This is a genomic window from Streptomyces sp. CWNU-52B (genome assembly GCF_047444975.1).
Taxonomy (GTDB): domain Bacteria; phylum Actinomycetota; class Actinomycetes; order Streptomycetales; family Streptomycetaceae; genus Streptomyces.
The window spans coordinates 1-18,017 of sequence record NZ_JBLFJV010000044.1; the positions used below are offsets into that span (position 1 = coordinate 1).

Annotated in this window: 14 protein-coding genes and 1 pseudogene; 5 read left to right on the top strand and 10 right to left on the bottom strand. The window is 71.9% G+C overall.

Features of this window, described 5'->3' with window-relative positions; translation table 11 throughout:
- Positions 1-318 precede the first annotated feature (318 nt).
- Together pulA and ACLVWQ_RS29670 are read left to right on the top strand one after the other, a co-directional pair.
- Positions 319-2,904, top strand: a pseudogene (pulA, locus tag ACLVWQ_RS29665) (pullulanase-type alpha-1,6-glucosidase); the annotation flags it as partial.
- A 39-nt stretch (positions 2,905-2,943) separates the two neighbouring features.
- On the top strand, positions 2,944-3,300 hold the full coding sequence (locus ACLVWQ_RS29670) for a 5-carboxymethyl-2-hydroxymuconate Delta-isomerase (RefSeq protein WP_414112293.1): 357 nt from the start codon (positions 2,944-2,946) through the stop codon (positions 3,298-3,300).
- Positions 3,301-3,516: 216 nt separating this feature from the next.
- Here ACLVWQ_RS29670 and ACLVWQ_RS29675 read toward each other — a convergent pair whose 3' ends face one another.
- From ACLVWQ_RS29675 to ACLVWQ_RS29685, 3 genes are all read right to left on the bottom strand, one after another.
- Entirely contained in the window at positions 3,517-4,206 is a 690-nt protein-coding gene (locus ACLVWQ_RS29675; protein WP_414112294.1) for a TetR/AcrR family transcriptional regulator, read from the bottom strand.
- 64 nt (positions 4,207-4,270) lie between these two features.
- Positions 4,271-6,250: a hypothetical protein gene (locus ACLVWQ_RS29680; RefSeq protein ID WP_414112295.1), complete on the bottom strand. Its 1,980-nt coding sequence runs from the start codon at positions 6,248-6,250 to the stop codon at positions 4,271-4,273.
- Between the two features lie 118 nt (positions 6,251-6,368).
- Positions 6,369-6,887, bottom strand: a complete 519-nt coding sequence (locus ACLVWQ_RS29685) for a tetratricopeptide repeat protein (protein ID WP_414112296.1) — start codon at positions 6,885-6,887, stop codon at positions 6,369-6,371.
- A gap of 98 nt (positions 6,888-6,985) precedes the next feature.
- Here ACLVWQ_RS29685 and ACLVWQ_RS29690 point away from each other — a divergent pair, with 98 nt between their 5' ends.
- From ACLVWQ_RS29690 to ACLVWQ_RS29700, 3 genes are all read left to right on the top strand, one after another.
- On the top strand, positions 6,986-7,942 hold the full coding sequence (locus ACLVWQ_RS29690) for a GlxA family transcriptional regulator (RefSeq protein WP_414112297.1): 957 nt from the start codon (positions 6,986-6,988) through the stop codon (positions 7,940-7,942).
- Positions 7,943-8,060: 118 nt separating this feature from the next.
- Positions 8,061-9,059 carry a type I glyceraldehyde-3-phosphate dehydrogenase gene (gap, locus tag ACLVWQ_RS29695; protein ID WP_414112298.1) on the top strand — a complete coding sequence of 333 codons (999 nt, stop codon included), beginning with the start codon at positions 8,061-8,063 and terminating at the stop codon, positions 9,057-9,059.
- 163 nt (positions 9,060-9,222) lie between these two features.
- Positions 9,223-9,660: a hypothetical protein gene (locus tag ACLVWQ_RS29700; protein ID WP_414112299.1), complete on the top strand. Its 438-nt coding sequence runs from the start codon at positions 9,223-9,225 to the stop codon at positions 9,658-9,660.
- Positions 9,661-9,830: 170 nt separating this feature from the next.
- Here ACLVWQ_RS29700 and ACLVWQ_RS29705 read toward each other — a convergent pair whose 3' ends face one another.
- The 7 genes from ACLVWQ_RS29705 to ACLVWQ_RS29735 all read right to left on the bottom strand — a co-directional run bounded on the left by ACLVWQ_RS29705 (position 9,831) and on the right by ACLVWQ_RS29735 (position 17,929).
- The gene (locus ACLVWQ_RS29705) at positions 9,831-11,390 is read right to left on the bottom strand and encodes a DUF1996 domain-containing protein (protein WP_414112300.1); all 1,560 of its coding nucleotides are present in this window, start codon (positions 11,388-11,390) and stop codon (positions 9,831-9,833) included.
- 260 nt (positions 11,391-11,650) lie between these two features.
- A complete protein-coding gene (locus ACLVWQ_RS29710; protein ID WP_414112301.1) occupies positions 11,651-12,304 on the bottom strand; it encodes a LuxR C-terminal-related transcriptional regulator in 654 nt (217 codons plus the stop codon).
- Positions 12,289-13,602: a sensor domain-containing protein gene (locus ACLVWQ_RS29715; RefSeq protein ID WP_414112498.1), complete on the bottom strand. Its 1,314-nt coding sequence runs from the start codon at positions 13,600-13,602 to the stop codon at positions 12,289-12,291. Before ACLVWQ_RS29715 ends, ACLVWQ_RS29710 begins: the two co-directional genes overlap by 16 nt.
- Before the next feature lie 77 nt (positions 13,603-13,679).
- Positions 13,680-14,672, bottom strand: coding sequence for an SDR family oxidoreductase (locus tag ACLVWQ_RS29720; RefSeq protein WP_414112302.1), 993 nt, complete (start codon positions 14,670-14,672; stop codon positions 13,680-13,682).
- A gap of 120 nt (positions 14,673-14,792) precedes the next feature.
- Entirely contained in the window at positions 14,793-15,404 is a 612-nt protein-coding gene (locus ACLVWQ_RS29725; protein ID WP_414112303.1) for a winged helix-turn-helix domain-containing protein, read from the bottom strand.
- Between the two features lie 480 nt (positions 15,405-15,884).
- Positions 15,885-16,913, bottom strand: coding sequence for a glutamine synthetase (gene glnII, locus ACLVWQ_RS29730; RefSeq protein ID WP_414112304.1), 1,029 nt, complete (start codon positions 16,911-16,913; stop codon positions 15,885-15,887).
- 338 nt (positions 16,914-17,251) lie between these two features.
- Positions 17,252-17,929 carry a hypothetical protein gene (locus tag ACLVWQ_RS29735; protein ID WP_414112305.1) on the bottom strand — a complete coding sequence of 226 codons (678 nt, stop codon included), beginning with the start codon at positions 17,927-17,929 and terminating at the stop codon, positions 17,252-17,254.
- Positions 17,930-18,017: the final 88 nt, after the last annotated feature.

Here is an 18,017-nt window from a genome sequence, read left to right on the forward strand (position 1 = left end):
GCCCCCCGTCCCCTGCCCCCCGGCCTTCGCCCCCGTCCCGCGCCCCCCCGGCCTTCGCCCCAGGGCTGTCTCGCTGTTTGGGCTGGGGCAGGGGTGTGTTGCCTGGGGGCGCGGGGAACTGCGCAGTCTTTTGTCTTTGAGCGGTGCCGTTCGGGGGCGGTCGCTGGAATGTGTTTCCGGGTCTTGCAAGGTCCTTGCTGAAAAGAGGAGTTCACGTCCGTGGTCCTGAAACCGTCGCGCAGACACCTCGTCGCCGTCACCCTCGCCGCAACTCTCCTCCAACCCCTCACCGCCCAGGCCGCCCCCGGCGCCGACGCCGCCGCGGTCTGGATCGACCGGAACACCGTCGCCTGGAACGGCGACGACAACGCCGCCTCCACCCGGCTGCTGTACTCGCGCACGGGCAGCATCAAGGCCGGGAACGGCACGCTCACCGGCACCGACGAGCGGTCGCTCCGGCTGGTCAGGGCCACGCTCACCGACGCGCAGAAGGCCGAGTTCCCGCACCTGAGGGAGTACACGGCCTGGTCCGTCGACCCGCGGGACCGCGACCGCGTGCGCGAGGCCCTGCGCGGTCAGCTGGTCGCTTCCCAGCGAGCCGCTGACGGAGCCGTGCTGGCGGCCACCGGCGTACAGATCGCCGGTGTGCTCGACGACGTGTACGGCACGGCCGCGACGAAGGCGGACCTCGGTCCGACGTTCCGCGCCGACGGCCGTCCCACGCTCGCCGTCTGGGCGCCGACCGCCCAGGAGGTCTCCCTGGAGATCGGCGGCACGGCCCACACCACGGCCAGGACCACGGCCATGAAGCGTGACCCCGTCACCGGGGTCTGGTCCGTCACCGGGCCCGCGTCCTGGAAGGGCAAGCCCTATCGGTACGTCGTGAAGGTGTGGGCGCCCAGCGTCCGCGAGGTCGTCACCAACAAGGTCACCGACCCCTACTCGGTCGCCCTCACCGCCGACTCCGAACGCAGCCTCGTCGTCGACCTGGACGACAGGTCCCTCGCCCCGGGCGGCTGGTCGGGCCTGAAGAAACCCGAGGCCGTGCCGCTGAAGGACGCGCAGATCCAGGAACTGCACATCCGCGACTTCTCCGTCGGCGACGGAACCGTCCCGGCGCGGGACAAGGGCACCTACCGCGCCTTCACCGACAAGGACAGCGCCGGCTCCCGCCACCTCAGGAAACTCGCCGAGTCCGGGACCTCGTACGTGCACCTGCTGCCCGCCTTCGACATCGCCACGATCCCGGAGAAGCGGGCGGACCAGGCGACGCCCGACTGCGACCTGGCCTCCTTCGCCGCCGACTCCGACCGGCAGCAGGCGTGCGTGGGGAAGAGCGCCGCGCAGGACGCGTACAACTGGGGCTACGACCCGTACCACTACACGGTGCCCGAGGGCTCGTACGCCACCGATCCCGACGGGACGGGCCGTACGGTCGAGTTCCGCGAGATGGTCAAGGCACTCAACGAGGACGGCCTGCGGGTCGTCATGGACGTGGTCTACAACCACACCTCCGCCGCAGGCCAGGCCGACACGAGCGTGCTCGACAAGGTGGTCCCCGGCTACTACCAGCGGCTCCTCGCCGACGGCACCGTCGACACCTCCTCCTGCTGCGCCGACACGGCGACCGAGAACGCCATGATGGGCAAGCTGGTCGTCGACTCGATCGTCACCTGGGCCAGGGAGTACAAGGTCGACGGGTTCCGCTTCGACCTGATGGGACACCACCCGAAGGCCAACATCCTGGCGGTCAGGAAGGCCCTCGACGCGCTCACCCCCGCGAAGGACGGCGTCGACGGCAAGAAGATCGTCCTGTACGGCGAAGGCTGGAACTTCGGCGCCGTCGCGAACGACGCCCGGTTCGTCCAGGCCACCCAGCAGAACATGGCCGGGACCGGCATCGCCACCTTCTCCGACCGGGCCCGGGACGCGGTGCGCGGCGGCGGCCCCTTCGACGAGGACCCGGGCGTCCAGGGTTTCGCGTCCGGCCTCTACACCGACCCCAACTCCTCGGCGGGCAACGGCACGCCGGCCGAGCAGAAGGCCCGTCTGCTGCACTACCAGGACCTGATCAAGGTGGGCCTGTCCGGCAACCTCGCCGGGTACGCCTTCACCGACAGCGCCGGCCGGCGGGTCAAGGGCTCCGAGGTCGACTACAACGGCGCGCCCGCCGGATACGCGGACGCGCCCGGTGACGCCCTCGCCTACGTGGACGCGCACGACAACGAGTCGCTGTTCGACGCGCTCGCGTTCAAGCTGCCCGAGGCCACCCCGGCGGCCGACCGGTCGCGGATGCAGGTCCTCGCGATGGCCACGGCCGCTCTGTCGCAGGGCCCGGCGCTCTCCCAGGCGGGGACCGACCTGCTGCGGTCGAAGTCCCTGGACCGCAACTCGTACGACAGCGGCGACTGGTTCAACGCGATCCACTGGGACTGCCGGGACGGCAACGGCTTCGGCCGCGGGTTGCCTCCGGCGGGCGACAACGAGTCCAAATGGCCGTACGCCAAGCCCTTGTTGACGTCCGTCGCGGTGGGCTGCCCGCAGATCGAGGGCACCTTTGCCGCGTACCGGGACCTGCTGCGGATCCGTACGGCCGAGAGCGACTTCGGGCTCGGCACCGCAGGGCAGGTGCAGTCGAAGCTGTCCTTCCCGCTGTCCGGCACGGACGAGACGCCCGGGGTGATCACGATGGCACTCGGTGACCTCGTCGTCGTCTTCAACGCGACCCCGGTGGCGCAGGAGCAGCAGGTGCCGGAGCTGCGGGGCACGGGATACGCGCTGCACCCCGTGCAGGCCAGGGGCGCGGACGCGGTGGTCAGGTCCGCCTCCTACGCGCGGGGCTCGGGCACGTTCGCCGTTCCCGCGCGGACCGTGGCGGTGTTCTCGCGGGGCTCCGGCGGCTGAGGCTAGGCTGCGTGGTGTTGTCCCGGAACAGGAGAGCTCATGCCGCAGATCACCGTCGACTACTCCACGTCGCTCGGCGATGCCTTCGACCGGCGGGGGTTCGCTGTCGCGCTGCACGCCATGGTGGTCGAGACGGCCGCCGCGACGATCGGGGCGTGCAAGTGCCGGTTCCGGGCGGCCGACGATGTCGTCGTGGGGGAGGCGGGGGAGGGGCACGCGCTCGTGCATGTCGCGTTCGCGCTGCTTCCGGGGCGGTCCGCCGAGGTCAAGTCCGCGTTGACGTCTCGGACGCTGGAGTTGTTGCGGGCGTATGTGAAGCCGGTGGACGGGCTGACACTGCACGCGTCCGCCGAGGCGCGGGATCTGGACGCGTCGTACCAGAGGTTCGTGGACTGACCTCCGGGGAGGGGCACCGCGGCCGGCTTCGAGGTGCGGGCGGGCGGGGGCCGGCCGCGCAGTTCCCCGCGCCCCTAAAAGATTGCGCAGTTCCCCGCGCCCCCAGAAGCGAAAAGCCCGCGCTGTTCCCCGCGCCCCCAGAAGCGAAAGGCCCGTGCTACCCAGGGGCGCGGGGAACTGCGCAATCTTTTCGCTTTTGCGGCGCGGCCCACTCGGCTAGGTCGCCAAGGCCACCAGGCGGTCCACCAGGTCGGAGAACGGGCCCCTGGGGGGCTCTTCCGCCAGTACCCGGCGCAGGAGCGCGGCCATCTCCGGGTCGGACGTGGCGCTGACCGCGGCCAGGGCCGCGAAGTCGTGCACCAGTTGGACCTCCAGCTCGCCGCGCGGTATCCGGCGGCCGTCCAGCCAGATCAGCGCGGTCGCCTCGGCCAGTGAGATCCACGAGCGGACGACCAGTTCGAGTCGGGCGGGCGGCTCGTCGACCCGCATATGCGCCACGATCTGGAGGTACGCGGCCTGCCGCACACCGTCCACGAGGGCGTTCGTCCGGGTGGAGCCGACCGCGGGCCCGCCCCGCATCAGCGCCGAGAAACCGGGCCCGTGCTCGTCGACGAAGTCGAAGTAGCGCCGCATCACGCGCAGCAGCCGCGCACCCAGCGGGCCCTCCCGCGGCTCGACGAACCGGTCCGCCAGGTCGTCCGAGGCCCGCTTCAACGCGGCCTCGTACAGGCTGAGTTTGCCGGGGAAGTAGTGGTAGACCAACGGCCGCGAGATGCCCGCCGCGGAGGCTATCTCGTCGATGGACACATCGTCCGGCGAGCGTCGGCTGAACAGGTCGAGGGCGACGCCTATCAACTGCTGCCGTCGCTCCTCGACGCCCATCCTTCGGCGCACCCCGGTAGTCATACGAACACCTTACCGATCGGATCCGGCCGCGAACGGGACGGTGCGCCGTGCCCGTTCGTCCGGCTCAGCGCAGCCCGCTGATCTCCCGCCCGTTCTCCAGGGTGCCCTTCATGCCCGCCTGCGCGCCCTCCCGGGTCCGTACCGCGAGGAGGCTGCCCGGGGAGGACCCGTCGGTGCCGCCCGTCGCACGGATCGACGCCGTGTCCTTGCTGCCGGCGGCGAGCAGGTACCAGTCGCCGCCGGGGGACTTCCACAGGACACCCGCCAGGACATGGGGGTCCTTCGGGCCGCAGGCGGCCACGTTCTCCGCCTTGGCCGCGACCGCGCCGTACCGCTGCCCCCGCGCGTGGAACTGGGCGAGGATCCGCTGGCCGCCGCCGCGCCAGGTGTCCGCGCGGGTGCACAGCCAGTCCGCGGTGCCGCCCGTCTCGGGGAGCTGCTGGCGGGCGTACTGCCAGGAGTTCACCGAGCGCACCCCCTGGCCCCGGACTGCCGCGAGGGAGCAGGCGAGCGGGGACCAGGCCGCCGCCGAGGCGTCGCGGGACCGCCCGGGGCGGCCCGAGGTGAGCCGGGCGGGGGTCAGCTCCCCGAGGTCGGTCAGCAGCCGGGTGCCCGTCCGGTCGGTCAGCTCCAGCACGTTCCAGGAACGGCACGCGCCGGTCTCCTCGGCGGGGCTGGCGAACGGCTCGCTCACGCCGTCGGCGGAGCGCGCCAGCGGGGTCGTACCGGCGGTCTCGGCCGTACCCGTGGCGGGTTTCAGCAGGTCGCGCACGGCGGTGGTACGCACCCACGGCGCCGTCAGATAGCGGACGTTGCCGTCGGCACGGCCCAGGACCAGGGCGCTCGCGTCGGCGCCGGTGGCGCTGTCGACCCGGGCGAAGTCGAGGGCGGCGCCCTGGGTGCCGTCCTTCGGCTCGGCGTACCGCACGATGCGCAGCCCGTCGTGCAGGACCACGACCCGGCTCTGGTCGACCTCGCCCGCGTACAGCAGTTGGGGCGGTCCCGGCGGGGCGCCCGCGGGGGTGCCCGGGGTCGCCGACACCTGCACGGACCCGCCGGGCCTGGCCCAGACGGCGAGCGCGCGCCGCAACAGGGCCCTGTCGCCGGTGAGGCCGCCCCGCGCGGGCCACACGGAGAAGTCGGTGCGCGCCGACGACTCCCAGGCCGCCGCCGGGACCCGCGTCAGCCTGCCGGGGTCCAGCGCGGCCTGGGCCGCCGGATTCTGCGCGTACGGGGGAGCGGCGGCGCCGTTGGGGCCCCAGCCGTCGCCGGGCATGCCGAGGAGCGCCCCGCAGACGGCGACCGCGGCGGCCGCCGCGACCGCCGCCTTCATGTGCTGGCGGCGGCGCATCAGATCGGTGGGCCGGGCATGCAGGGCGCACGGGTCGAACTCGGGGGAGGCGAGCAACGCGTAGCGCGCGTCGGCCGCGTCCGCCGTGTCCCGGCTGCCCGCCCGGTCCGCCTCGGCGAGCGCGGCGGCCGGATCCTCCTCGCCCGCGCGGGCCAGCACCTTGCGTACGTCCGCGTCGGCCAGCCGCTCAAGGCCGCGCAGGACGTAGACGGCGCGGGCCGGGGCCGAGAGGGCCGACAGCCGCTGGTCCAGGGCGAGTTCGTCGGCGCCGCCCGTGCGCGGGGAGAGCCGCAGGCCCCACATCTGGGGGAGCAGCGGCGGCAGTTGCGCCCGCCTGGGCCAGGCCCGGAAGGTCAGCGGCCGGCCCGCCTCCAGCGCGCTCCGCAGGACACGCAGACGCACGTACGCGTATCCGGGATCGCTGTCGCGGCCCTGGGCGGCGCTCTTCTGGGCCGGGAGGACGGAGATGTCTTCTGCGGTCCGGCCGCGGGGCAGGGCGCGCTGGGTGAGCGCGTGCGCGGTGAGCACCCGGCGGTGGCGGCCGAGGCTGGGCGGCAGGACCAGATAGGCGAGCCGGACGAGCCGCGGGTAGTGCTCGACGAGCGCGGCCTCGGCCTGCTCGACGTCGACCGCCTGCCCGGGGGCGGTGGCTGAGGCGGGGCGGGGGCGCGGGGCTACATCCTGTGACTGCACATTCAGCAGAACGAGCGAATCGGCGGTAGGTCACCTGGACCGGTCCCGGACCGCGTCCCCGGGGGCCCCGGACTCCCCGGGTCCCACGGCGAGTTGTCCCGCCCGGCGTCTCTCCGGCCTATCCCTCCGGCTCCACGAGCAGACGCGCGTAGTTCGCCATGGACCGCTGGTAGCGGGGCAGATGAGGGGCGAGGGCGCCCAGGACCAGCGCGAGGCCCTCACGCTCGCGGCCCAGACTCGCCAGGCACAGCGCGAGAGTCGCCCGTACGGCGTCGTCCAACTCGTCCGAGACGCCGACGAGTTCGGGCGTGAGGAGCCGGACGCCCTCCTCCGGCTGCCCGAGGTTCCGCAGCGAGCTGGACAGCTGGATCTTCGCGCGCCGGCCCCGGTAGCCGTCGAGGCCGAGCGCCAGGGCCTCCCGGTACAGCGGCACGGCCCGGTCGGAGTGCCCCGTCGAGTCCCAGGCGGACGCCTGCTCGAAGGGCCCGGCCGGACTGCCGGCCGGCAGCTCGGCCACGAGCGCGTCGATCACCGCGCGGAAGGCGGCCGCGTCCGCCGCCGGATCGGCGTCGAAGCCGTTCCAGACGGCCGCCACACGCTCGTCCCAGTCCGCTGCCCTGTCTTCGTCTGTCGTCACCGGCACACCATCGCACAGGCATGTCCACGACCGCCCCGGACCCCGTCACCCGGAGGCGTCCACCGCCGCCCGCGCCCCCGCCCACGTACGCTCTTCCCGTGTCCGTCTCACCCCTGCGCCGCGTCGCCGTCCTCGTGCTCGAAGGCGCGAAGCCGCTCGACGTCGGTATCCCCGCGCAGGTGTTCACGACCCGCGAGAGCATGCCGTACGAGGTGCGGGTGTGCGGTGCGGCACCCGGTCTCGTGGCCGGCGGCGACGGTCTGTCGTACCACGTCGGCCACGGTATCGACACCCTTGAGTGGGCCGACATCGTCTTCGTGCCGGGCTACCGGCATCCGGACCGCGACGATCCGCCGGAGGCCGTCGTCGACGCGCTGATCGCCGCCCACCGGCGGGGCGCGCGGCTCGCCGCCATCTCGACGGGGGCCTTCGCGCTCGCCGTCACGGGCCTGCTCGACGGCAAGCGCGCCACGACGCACTGGCACTACACGCGGGCACTCGCGGCGAAGCGCCCGCTCGTGCGCGTCGACGAGAACGTGCTGTTCGTCGACGAGGGCAGCGTGCTGACCTCGGCGGGCGCCGCCTCGGGCATCGACCTGTGCCTGCACATCCTGCGCGGCGATCTGGGCGTCTCCGCGTCGAACCACGCGGCGCGCCGCCTGGTGGCCGCCCCCTACCGCAGCGGCGGCCAAGCACAGTACGTGCCGCGCAGGGTGCCCGAGTCGCTCGACGAGCGGTTCGCCGCCACCCGGGAGTGGGCGCTGCACAGGATCGGCGAGCCCCTCACCCTCGAAGCGCTCGCCCGGCACGCGGCGGTGTCGCCGCGCACCTTCTCGCGGCGCTTCGCCGAGGACACCGGGTACACGCCCATGCAGTGGGTCATGCGGGCCCGTATCGACCTGGCCCGTGAACTGCTGGAGCGTTCGCAGCGGGGCGTCGAGCAGATCGCCGCCGACGTGGGCCTGGGCACCGGCGCGAACCTGCGGCTGCACTTCCAGCGCATCCTCGGCACCACACCGAGCGAGTACCGGCGCACCTTCGCCCGGGGGAAGTAGCCCGTGCCGCCCCGTGTCCACCGGCGTGGCGCGATCCTTGCGGACCGTGGCGATCACGCCGCTGTCACCGGCTGAGGCCGCGAGGGAACCTGAGGGCGAACCGAAGGGACACTCACTCATGACTCGTATCGCCATCAACGGATTCGGCCGGATCGGCCGCAATGTGCTGCGCGCCCTGCTCGAACGCGACAGCGACCTGGAGGTCGTCGCCGTCAACGACCTCACGGAGCCCGCCGCCCTGGCCCGGCTGCTGTCCTACGACTCGACGGCGGGACGGCTCGGCCGCCCGGTGACGGTCGACGGGGCCGCCCTCGTCGTCGACGGCCGGCGCGTCGCCGTGCTCGCCGAGCGCGAACCGGCGCGCCTGCCGTGGGCCGAGCTGGGCGTCGACATCGTGCTGGAGGCGACCGGCCGCTTCACGTCGGCCGGGGCCGCCCGTGCCCACCTCGACGCCGGCGCGAAGAAGGTCCTGGTCAGCGCGCCGGCGGACGGCGCCGACGTCACCCTCGCGTACGGGGTCAACACCGAGGCGTACGACCCGGCCGCGCACACGATCGTCTCGAACGCGTCGTGCACGACCAACGCGCTGGCGCCGCTGGCCTCGGTGCTCGACGACCTCGCCGGTATCGAGCACGGCTTCATGACGACGGTGCACGCCTATACGCAGGAGCAGAACCTGCAGGACGGCCCGCACCGCGACGCCCGCCGGGCCCGCGCCGCAGCCGTCAACATCGTGCCGACCACGACGGGCGCAGCCAAGGCGATCGGCCTCGTCCTGCCGAACCTGGCGGGCAAGCTGTCCGGCGACTCGATCCGGGTGCCGGTCCCGGTGGGATCGATCGTCGAGCTCAACACGACCGTCGCCCGTGACGTGACGCGCGAGGACGTGCTGGCGGCGTACCGCGCCGCGGCAGGGGGACCGCTCGCGGGCGTACTGGAGTACTCGGAGGACGCGCTCGTGTCGTCCGACATCACCGGCAACCCGGCCTCGGCGATCTTCGACTCGGAGCTCACCCGTGTCGAAGGCCGCCACATCAAGGTGGTCGCCTGGTACGACAACGAGTGGGGCTTCTCGAACCGCGTGATCGACACCCTCGAACTCCTCGCCGCCGGCTGACCGGAGAGCGGAGACCGGGGTCCGTCCGCGTGCCCGGCCGCCGTCGATTGAGCGCTGGGCCCGCGGGAGCCGTATCGAAGACGGGGCCCTTCTGCCGGGGCTCCCGGCGGCGTGGGTCGGGACCGACCCTCCCAGGCCGGAACGGACCCGGAGGTACGTACGAATGAGTGTGACGACGAAGAGGCTCGCGGCCGGTACGGCCGGGGCGGTCATGGCACTGCTGGCGGTGACCGGCTGCGGCTCCGAGGACGGTGGGGACAAGGTCCCCGAGACCGCGTCAGGGAGCTTGGAGAACATCGCGCGGGAGGCGGGCTGCAAGCCGAACATGCAGACGGACGCGGACACGATCCGGCAGGCCATCTGCAAGAGCTCCGACGGCAAGTACATCCTCGCGACGTTCGCCACCGACCGCGGCCAGCGCGAGTGGCTCAACGGGGCCAAGGACTACGGCGGTTACTACCTCGTCGGCCGCAAGTGGGTCGCCGTCGGCGAGCAGAAGACGGTCGCCGCGCTGCGCGGTGAGATCGGCGGGACCATGGAGGAGGGCTCCGAGCACATGAATCCCGGCGGCAGTCACAACAGCGGCGGTCACAACGGCTGACCGTCCGGGCCAGGGGCGGATCACCGGGGCCGGGATCAGCGGGCGAGTCCGCGGAAGAGCAGCAGCGGGAGAGCGGCGGAACGGCAAAAGCCGGCGGTGGGAATTCCCACCGCCGGCTTTCTTCTGCTTGCCGCCTACTGAGTTATTCGCTGTGCTGTTCGGTTACCTGGTTACTTGCACTCCTGGCCGCTGTTGATGCAGTCGACCACCTGGTTCATCGTGTTCTCGTCGAAGAAGTTGATGAAGTCGTTGTGGTCGGTGATCGGCTTGTGCAGCTGGTCCGGGAAGGAGTCCACCGCGAACGGGTTCGTGACCTGTCCGTTCTCGATCTGCGGCGCCGCGACGTCGTAGACCAGCCGGACCTGGAGCTGGGGGATGGCCTGGAAACCGTTGGCGCAGGTGCCGTCCTCCTGGACGAAGGCCACATGCGTGCGGTGGTTGGCGCTGTCGATGTTCTGACCGTCCCAGCAGCTCTGGAAGTTGCTCGACCGCACCACGGAGCTGCCCTCGGGGCAGATCGGGTACTTGTCGGTCAGCTGCCGGTCCTCGAACCCGGTGCAACTCCAGTTCGTGTTGGCGTTGCCCAGGCCGTTCACGAACGCCTTGGCGTCACCGGTGATGATGCGCAGTGCCTGCGGCATCGCCACGACATCGCTCTGCTGGTTGCCCACGAACTTCAGCGTGACATCGCTGACCTGGGCGATCGTTCCGACGTTGCCGTCCTGACCGCCACCGGGGGCGTTGGCGTCGACATCGTCCTGACCGTCCTGCACACGCAGGACCGGCCAGAAGTACGACGACTTGTCACCCTGGTTCTGGCAGGTGGTCTCGGCCGCCGCCAGGTCCTGGTCGCTCGCGAAAGCGTCGTTGGACTGGTTGCCGACGTAGTCGTGCTGGTGCTGGGCGCCGTTGCTGACACCAGGGGCGACGATCACGTTGTCCGAGTTGCGGAGCTCGTTCTCGTTGGTGCCGCAGCTCGTGGTGAAGGAGCCGGTGGAACCGCCGTCGCCGTTCGCGGCGAGCCCGTTCGCACCCACACCCTTGGGTCCGCCGTTCGGCTGGACCTGGGTGATGTCCTGGAAGTCGGCTGCCACGGGCCCGTTGCCGTCCTGGCCACCGTTGCCGCCGTCCTGGCCGCCGTTGTCACCCTGGCCGCCGTTGCCGGCCTGACCGCCGTTGTCGCCCTGGCCACCGTTGTTGCCCTGGCCGCCATTGCCCCCCTGGCCGCCGTTGTTGCCCTGGCCACCGCCGGCGGGCTGGTCGGCAGGCACGCCCTGGCACCCTGCGAACTTGCCTCCTCCTCTCGGGCCCTTGCCGCCGGCACGCTTGATGTTGTTGGTGATGCGGTCGATCGTCGCCACGCGCTTGGACTTCAGCGGGCCCAGGATGGCGTTGTCGACGTAGCCCGGGTCCCCCGCCTGAGCCTGACGTGTGTCCGCAAGACGCTTATAGGCCTCCGTGACCTGCTGGTCGAGCTTCGCCAGCTCCTTGTCGACACCGGCGCGTGCGCCCCTCGGCACATCGGTCAGCTTCTGTCCGACGTCCGGGCATTTGATCGTGGCCACCGAGGCGGCAGTCGTCTGCGCGTTCCGCGTCGAGCTCTTGCCCTCGCCCGCGGAAGCGTAGATGTTGGCCGCAAGCAGACCGCCGCCGCCCAGCGCGAGAGCCGCCGATGCGGCTATCGCCCGGTTGGCGAGCGTGGAGCGGCGTTTTCTGTTCGTGCGTCCCATGGAACTCCTCTGGCTTCCTTGCGGGGGCATCGAGGCGCCCGGCAGGAGGTGAAGCGGCGTCGTTCAATACGGAGGAGGTTCCTGGGGCGTTCAGAGGCCTCAGAAATTGATGAGAGTTCCGTGGCGCAATCCCGGCGCAAGGGGCCCAGAAGCCCCTGAAACAACGGCCGTTGAAGCCGTGTCGCTGAATATCATTCAGCGGTTGCGGAACTCGGGAACGGTCATCGCCGGCCCTTGATTTTCCTTGGTTCGGGGCCCTTTCAGCGGCCCTGGTCCAAATAGGCGAGAACGGCCAGGACGCGACGGTTGTCGTCGTCCGAGACGTCCAGGCTGAGCTTCGCGAAGATGTTGGACGTGTGCTTGGCGATCGCCCGCTCGGTGACCACGAGTTGGCCCGCGATCGCCACGTTCGACCTGCCCTGCGCCATCAGTTCCAAAACCTCCAGCTCGCGCGGGGTCAGCCGGCCCAGCGGCCGGTCGTCGGCCTGGCGCCGCGTCAGCAGCTGCTGGATGACCTGCGGATCCATCGCCGTACCGCCGGCCGCCACCCGGCGTACCGCGTCGATGAACTGCTCGGCGTCGAACACGCGGTCCTTGAGCAGATAGCCGACCCCGCCGGTCCCGTCGGCGAGCAGCTCACGCGCGTACAACTGCTCGACGTGCTGCGACAGGACGAGCACCGGCAGCCCGGGTCTGGCCCGGCGGGCCGCCAGCGCGCACTGCAGCCCCTCGTCGGTGTGCGAGGGCGGCAGGCGTACGTCGACCACGGCGACGTCCGGTTGCAACTCGGCCAGCGCGCGCGTCAGTTCGGGGCCGCTCTCGACGGCGGCGGCGATCTCGAAGCCGAACGCCTCCAGCATCCGGACCAGGCCGTCGCGCAGCAGGAACAGGTCTTCGGCTAGGACAACGCGCAAGGGATCTCCATGGTCACCATGGTGGGGCCGCCCACAGGACTGCTGACGGCCAGGACGCCGTCGAATGTACCCAGTCGCCGCTCGACTCCGGAGAGTCCCGAACCCGCGCCGAGCGTGGCGCCGCCCCGGCCGTCGTCGGTGACGGAGATCCGCAGCGTCCCGCCGCGCGCCGGGGTGTGGTGCAGGTCGACCCAGATGCGCTCGGCGCCCGAGTGCTTGACCGCGTTGGTGAGGACCTCGCTGACGGCGAAGTACGCCGCGGACTCCACCGGCTCCCCGAGCCGCCCCGGCAGGTCCACGTCGACCTCCGTGCCGATCGGCGTCCGCAGCGCCAACGCCCGTACGGCGTCGCCGAGTCCGCGCTCCGCGAGCACCGGCGGATGGATGCCGCGTACGAGGTCCCGCAGTTCGGTGAGCGCCTCGGCGGAGGACCTGCGGGCCTGGGCGACCAGGAGCCTGGCCTTCGCCGGGTCCTTCTCGATGAGGGCCTCGATGGTGCCCAGGTCCATGCCCATCGCGACCAGCCGCGCCTGGGCCCCGTCGTGCAGGTCCCGCTCGATCCGGCGCAGTTCGGCCGCGGAGGTGTCGACGGCGTCCCGCCGTGTCTCGGTCAGGACGCGGACCCGCTCGGCGAGTGCGCCCTGTCCGGACGCCAGGACGGACCGGGTCAGCAGGAAGTGCACGCGCAGGAGGTACGGGCCCAGGTGGACGCCCGCGACGAGCAGGGCGGCGCCCAGCACACCCGCCGCGAGGGCGCTGAGCTGCCCGCCGACCGGCACGAACCCGTACCACCAGCCGACGTACGTGCCGTCCGTGAAGACCCGCCACAGCCCGGCGGCGAGGGCGAACCCCTCGAAGGGGTAGACGATCAGTGCGGCGGGCAGCAGCGCGGTGACGAAACCCGCGGTCATGTCGACGGGCAGCCATCCGAGGTCCCGCCGGACGGCCGGGTCGCGGAGCAGGTGGAAGCACCGTCCCCACGGATTGGCGCCCTCGGGCACCGGCCGGTACGCGGGCGGGATCCGCACCCCGCTCCACTGGGCCGCCACCAGCCGCCGCCAGTTCGCGAAGCCGCGTACGGCGGCCAGCACCCAGGGGGTCGTGACGACGCCGATGCCCAGGGGCACGAGGACGATCGACACGACGCTCAGCACGAACAGGGTGATCGCCCCGACCGGCACCACGACGGCCAGCGCCAGGGACCGCGCCCCGACGAGCGCGGTGGCACGCACCCGGCCGCCCGCCGTGCCGTCCGCCCCGCCGTCCGCGCGGCCCGCGCCGTCCCCGTCGATGTCCATGCCCTCAGTCTCGCGCATCCCGCCGCCGTGGTCAGGGGGCCGGGCCACCCGGAAGGGGGTGGTGCCGGCACCACCCCTCAGCCGTGCAGGATCTTCTCCTCCACGAGGGGATCGAGTCCTACGGCGGGACGGTCGGGGCGCAGGGGAGCGCGGCCGCCGAGGTCCTGGAGCCAGCTCCAGGTGTCGGCCACGGTGTCGGCGACGGGACGGCACCTGAGCCCCGCCCGCACTGCCTTCGACACGTCCACCCGGTGCAGCATGTCGTGGAGCTCCGAGCCCGGCGGCACCCACACCGGCAGCTGCGTCCAGGGTTCGACGCCGGCCGCCAGGATCACCTCGGGCTCGGTCCACCGCGGCTCGGCCCGGCCGCCCGTGACCCGCGCACAGGTGTCGAGCAGCGCCCCCATGGTGGTGTGCCCCGACGGACTGATGAGGTTGTACGCCCCGCCCGTACCGTCCTCCGCGGCCCGCAGGATCCACTCGGCGAGGTCGCGGACGTCGATGTACTGGAGCGGGAGTTCGCGGGGGCCCGGTGCGAGCAGGGGGCCGCCACGGGCCGCACGGGTCAGCCACCAGGGCAGCCGCCCGATGTTCTCGTACGGGCCGAGGATCAGCCCGGCCCGCACCAGGAGCGCCCGTTCCGCGCCGAACGCGTCGAGCGCGGCCAGTTCGCCGCCGCGCTTGTCGCGCGCGTAGTCGGTCTGCCCGGCGTCGGGGGAGGCGTCCGCCACCAGGGGGCTGTCCTCGTCGTAACCGGCCGGCTGCGGCCACGCGTACACGGAACAGCTCGACACGTACACGTACCGCCGGACGCGGTCCTTCAGCAGCTGTGCCGTGTCCCGCACCGCGCGGGGAGCCGCCGACCAGGTGTCGACCACGAGGTCCCACTCGCCCTCCGCGAGGGCCGCGAGTCCGTCGGGCGCGGTGCGGTCGCCGTGCAGGGAGCGCACGCCCGCGGGAGGTGCGTGCCGGCCGCGGTGGAAGACGGTCACGTCCCAGCCGCGCCCGAGCGCCGCCTCCACGACCGCGCGCCCCGCGAACTCCGTACCGCCCAGCATCAGAAGTCTCATGCGCCGAGCCTGCCCCGGCCGGCCGTGCGGCGGAACGGAATTCTGCCCACAGGCAAACGTTCCGGAGCCGTTCGAGGACCGTTCCGCCGCCGGGCCGTGCTCAGCCGTTCGTGCGGTGGGTCAACTGCCCGTCGGCGGGGCGTACTTGTAGCCGACGCGACGTACCGTGCGGATGGTGTCGCGGTGTTCGACGCCGAGCTTGCGGCGCAGCCGGGCGATGTGGACGTCCACGGTCCGGCCGTCGCCCACGTGCCCGTAGCCCCACACCGTGGTGACCAGCTGGTCGCGGGTGTGCACCCGGTGCGGGTGCGCCACCAGGTGCGCGAGCAGTTCGAACTCCAGGTACGTGAGGTCGAGGGGCCGTCCGTCCACCTCGGCGGTGCGCTGACCGGCGTCGACACGCACGGGAAAGTCACCGCCGCTCTCGCCGGGCCCGTCGGCCCTGTCGGACCCGTCGGGCGGCGCCGCGTCCGTCTCCGGTACGGCGACCGGCAGGAAGGGCGGCTGGTCGGCCGGTACGAGGACCAGGTACCCGATCATCGGCGGCCGGCCCGGCAGCGTGGGCAGGGTGTGCGGGGGAGCGGGCAGCCAGGTGGCGCCCGGCGGGAGGAGGTCGGTGACATCCACCACCTCGTCCCGGTCGACTGCCCGCAGCCGATGGCGGGCCGGGACGGTGGCGGGAGCGGGGGAAGCGGCGGTGGCCACGGAGGAGAAGGGGCGGGTGTTCGCCATGAGGGGTCAGCTCTTTTCGCGCGAGAGGTCGTCTGAGGACGTACACCGTGCGCGCGGGCCGAAGGCCGGGATGCGGCTTTAGAGGGCCTGCGCGTTCGTCGCGCGACAACACACCCGGTCGAAATCATGGTGCTGCCGGGAAGGCCAGAAGGGCTCGAGGTCGTGACGACCCGTAGCGATGCACTCCTGGAAGTTGGCCATACCCCCATTGAAGCAGACCGAGCCCACCAACAGCAGCCTTCTCTCACGCTCCGGACACCTCCTTGCCATCGGCTTGAGGTGATTGCCTTTCGTTCGTCCGGGGGACGGCTGCTTTCCCACTCGCCGAGGGATCGCCTGCCCAGGGGCGCGGGGTCCTTCGCGACCAGCCCCCACCGGCCCGCATCCGCCCACGGACCTCACCACTCCACCCCTCCCAGCCTGCGGCACGCGAAAGGGCGCCCACCGATCAAGTGGGCGCCCCTTCGAAACTCAGGTGAGTCAGACCTGCCCGGCCTTCTCCAGCGCGGAGCAGCACGTGTCCACGATCAGCCGCGTCACCAGGTACGGATCGACGTTCGCGTTCGGACGCCGGTCCTCGATGTACCCCTTGCCGTCCTTCTCGACCTGCCACGGAATCCGCACCGAGGCCCCACGGTTGGACACCCCGTACGAGTACTCGTTCCACGGGGCGGTCTCGTGCAGACCGGTCAGCCGGTCGTCGATCCCCGCGCCGTAGTGTTTGACGTGGTCGAGCGGCTTGGAACCCTCACCCAGCGACTCGCACGCGGTGATGATCGCCTCGTACCCCTCGCGCATCGCCTTCGTGGAGAAGTTGGTGTGCGCACCGGCCCCGTTCCAGTCGCCCTTCACCGGCTTCGGGTCCAGCGTCGCGGAGACGTCGAAGTCCTCGGCGGTGCGGTAGAGCAGCCAGCGGGCCACCCACAGGTGGTCGGAGACCTCCAGCGGGGAGACCGGGCCGACCTGGAACTCCCACTGCCCCGGCATGACCTCCGCGTTGATGCCGGAGATGGCGAGGCCGGCCTTGAGGCAGTTGTCCAGGTGGGCCTCGACGATGTCACGGCCGAAGATCTCGTCCGCGCCGACGCCGCAGTAGTAGCCGCCCTGCGGGGCAGGGAAGCCGCCCACGGGGAAGCCGAGCGGACGCTCGCCGTCGAAGAAGGTGTACTCCTGCTCGATGCCGAAGATCGGCTCCTGGGAGGCGAACTTCTCCGCGACCTCGCTGAGTGCGGCACGGGTGTTGGACTCGTGCGGCGTCATGTCGATGTTGAGGACCTCGCACATGACGAGGACGTCGTCACCGCCGCGGATCGGGTCCGGGAAGGTCGCGACCGGCTTGAGGACGCGGTCCGAGGCGTGGCCCTCGGCCTGGTTCGTGGAGGACCCGTCGAAGCCCCAGATCGGCAGCTCCGCACCCTTCGCGTCGTCGGCCAGGATCTTGGTCTTCGAACGGAGTTTGGCCGTCGGCTCGGTGCCGTCGATCCAGATGTACTCAGCCTTGAAGGTCACGGGCCACATCCTTCGGGGTGGGTCTCTAAGCGCGGTGCGGGAGCTGCGGCGCTGCGGCACTGGTGGCGCCGCGGAGGATGCCCGAAGCCTGTCAACAGGCGATTTCCCGATCATTGCTCAGGAGTGAACCCCGTGTTACCTGGTGCCTCTGTGCCGCGGGTCACCTGCGGAGAGGGTCCCTGACGGCGTACCGGCGCCCGGAACGAGGGCCTCCACGCGTACGCCCCGGCCCCCTGGTCCTCGTATGCGATGGGTTTCGGCCGCGGCGGGGTCCGGACACGCGTCGGGTGGCGGCCGTCGCCGCCACCCTGCCGTCTCCACGTGCGCCTCTCGGCCCGTCAGCCGACCTTCTCGATGACGGCCCTGCGGATCAGGAATTTCCCGGGCTCGCGGACCTCCTCGAACGCCGCGTTGTTCAGGAGCGCGCAGCTGCCGGAGACCGAGGTGACCTCGACGGTTGTGGACTTGTTGTTGTCCAGGTTCGTGACCTTGAGCTTCGTACCGGCGGGGAACTGGTTGCTGGACGCGGCCGGGGCGCCCGCCTCACCGGAGAGGGTGACCGTGGAACCGTTGCAGACCTGCTCACCGACAGCGGCGGGGGCGGACGCGCCCTGCGACGGCTGCTCGGCGGGCACCTCGGCGCCGGCCTCGGCTCCGGCACCCGCGCCGGCCTCGGCTCCGGCGCCCACATTGGCGTCGGACTCACCGACGGTGCACCCGGACGCCTCCTGCTGCACCTTGATCTGGGCGATGACCGCCTCGCGGTTGGCGATCCGCGCCTCGGACTGGGCGTCCGGGCTGGTGCGCTGCCCTTCGATGAACTTCTCGTTGTTGCCGAGGGCGGTGGCCAGTCCGTCGCACACCACGGAGGACTGCGCCGCGGGCTGGGCGGTGGACCCGGTCTGCGCCGCGTTCGACGTGGCGGCCAGCGCGAAGGCCCCACCGCCGGCCACCGCCGCGGCGGTCACCAGCAGGGCGATCTTCTTCTTCGTGCCGAGAGTTCTTCTGCGCGACATGAGCGGCTCCTGTCCCCGGCCGCCCCTGGCAGCGGCCGTCCGCCGTTACGTACGAGATACCGAACGGAGTTACTCACTCGTCACGAGA

Coding starts and splice junctions, on each gene's coding strand:
- ACLVWQ_RS29670 (WP_414112293.1), top strand. CDS start 2,944: ATGCCGCAGATCACCGTCGACTACTCCACGTCGCTCGGCGATGCCTTC.
- ACLVWQ_RS29675 (WP_414112294.1), bottom strand. CDS start 4,206: ATGACTACCGGGGTGCGCCGAAGGATGGGCGTCGAGGAGCGACGGCAG.
- gap (WP_414112298.1), top strand. CDS start 8,061: ATGACTCGTATCGCCATCAACGGATTCGGCCGGATCGGCCGCAATGTG.
- ACLVWQ_RS29700 (WP_414112299.1), top strand. CDS start 9,223: ATGAGTGTGACGACGAAGAGGCTCGCGGCCGGTACGGCCGGGGCGGTC.
- ACLVWQ_RS29705 (WP_414112300.1), bottom strand. CDS start 11,390: ATGGGACGCACGAACAGAAAACGCCGCTCCACGCTCGCCAACCGGGCG.
- ACLVWQ_RS29715 (WP_414112498.1), bottom strand. CDS start 13,602: ATGGACATCGACGGGGACGGCGCGGGCCGCGCGGACGGCGGGGCGGAC.
- ACLVWQ_RS29720 (WP_414112302.1), bottom strand. CDS start 14,672: ATGAGACTTCTGATGCTGGGCGGTACGGAGTTCGCGGGGCGCGCGGTC.
- ACLVWQ_RS29725 (WP_414112303.1), bottom strand. CDS start 15,404: ATGGCGAACACCCGCCCCTTCTCCTCCGTGGCCACCGCCGCTTCCCCC.
- ACLVWQ_RS29735 (WP_414112305.1), bottom strand. CDS start 17,929: ATGTCGCGCAGAAGAACTCTCGGCACGAAGAAGAAGATCGCCCTGCTG.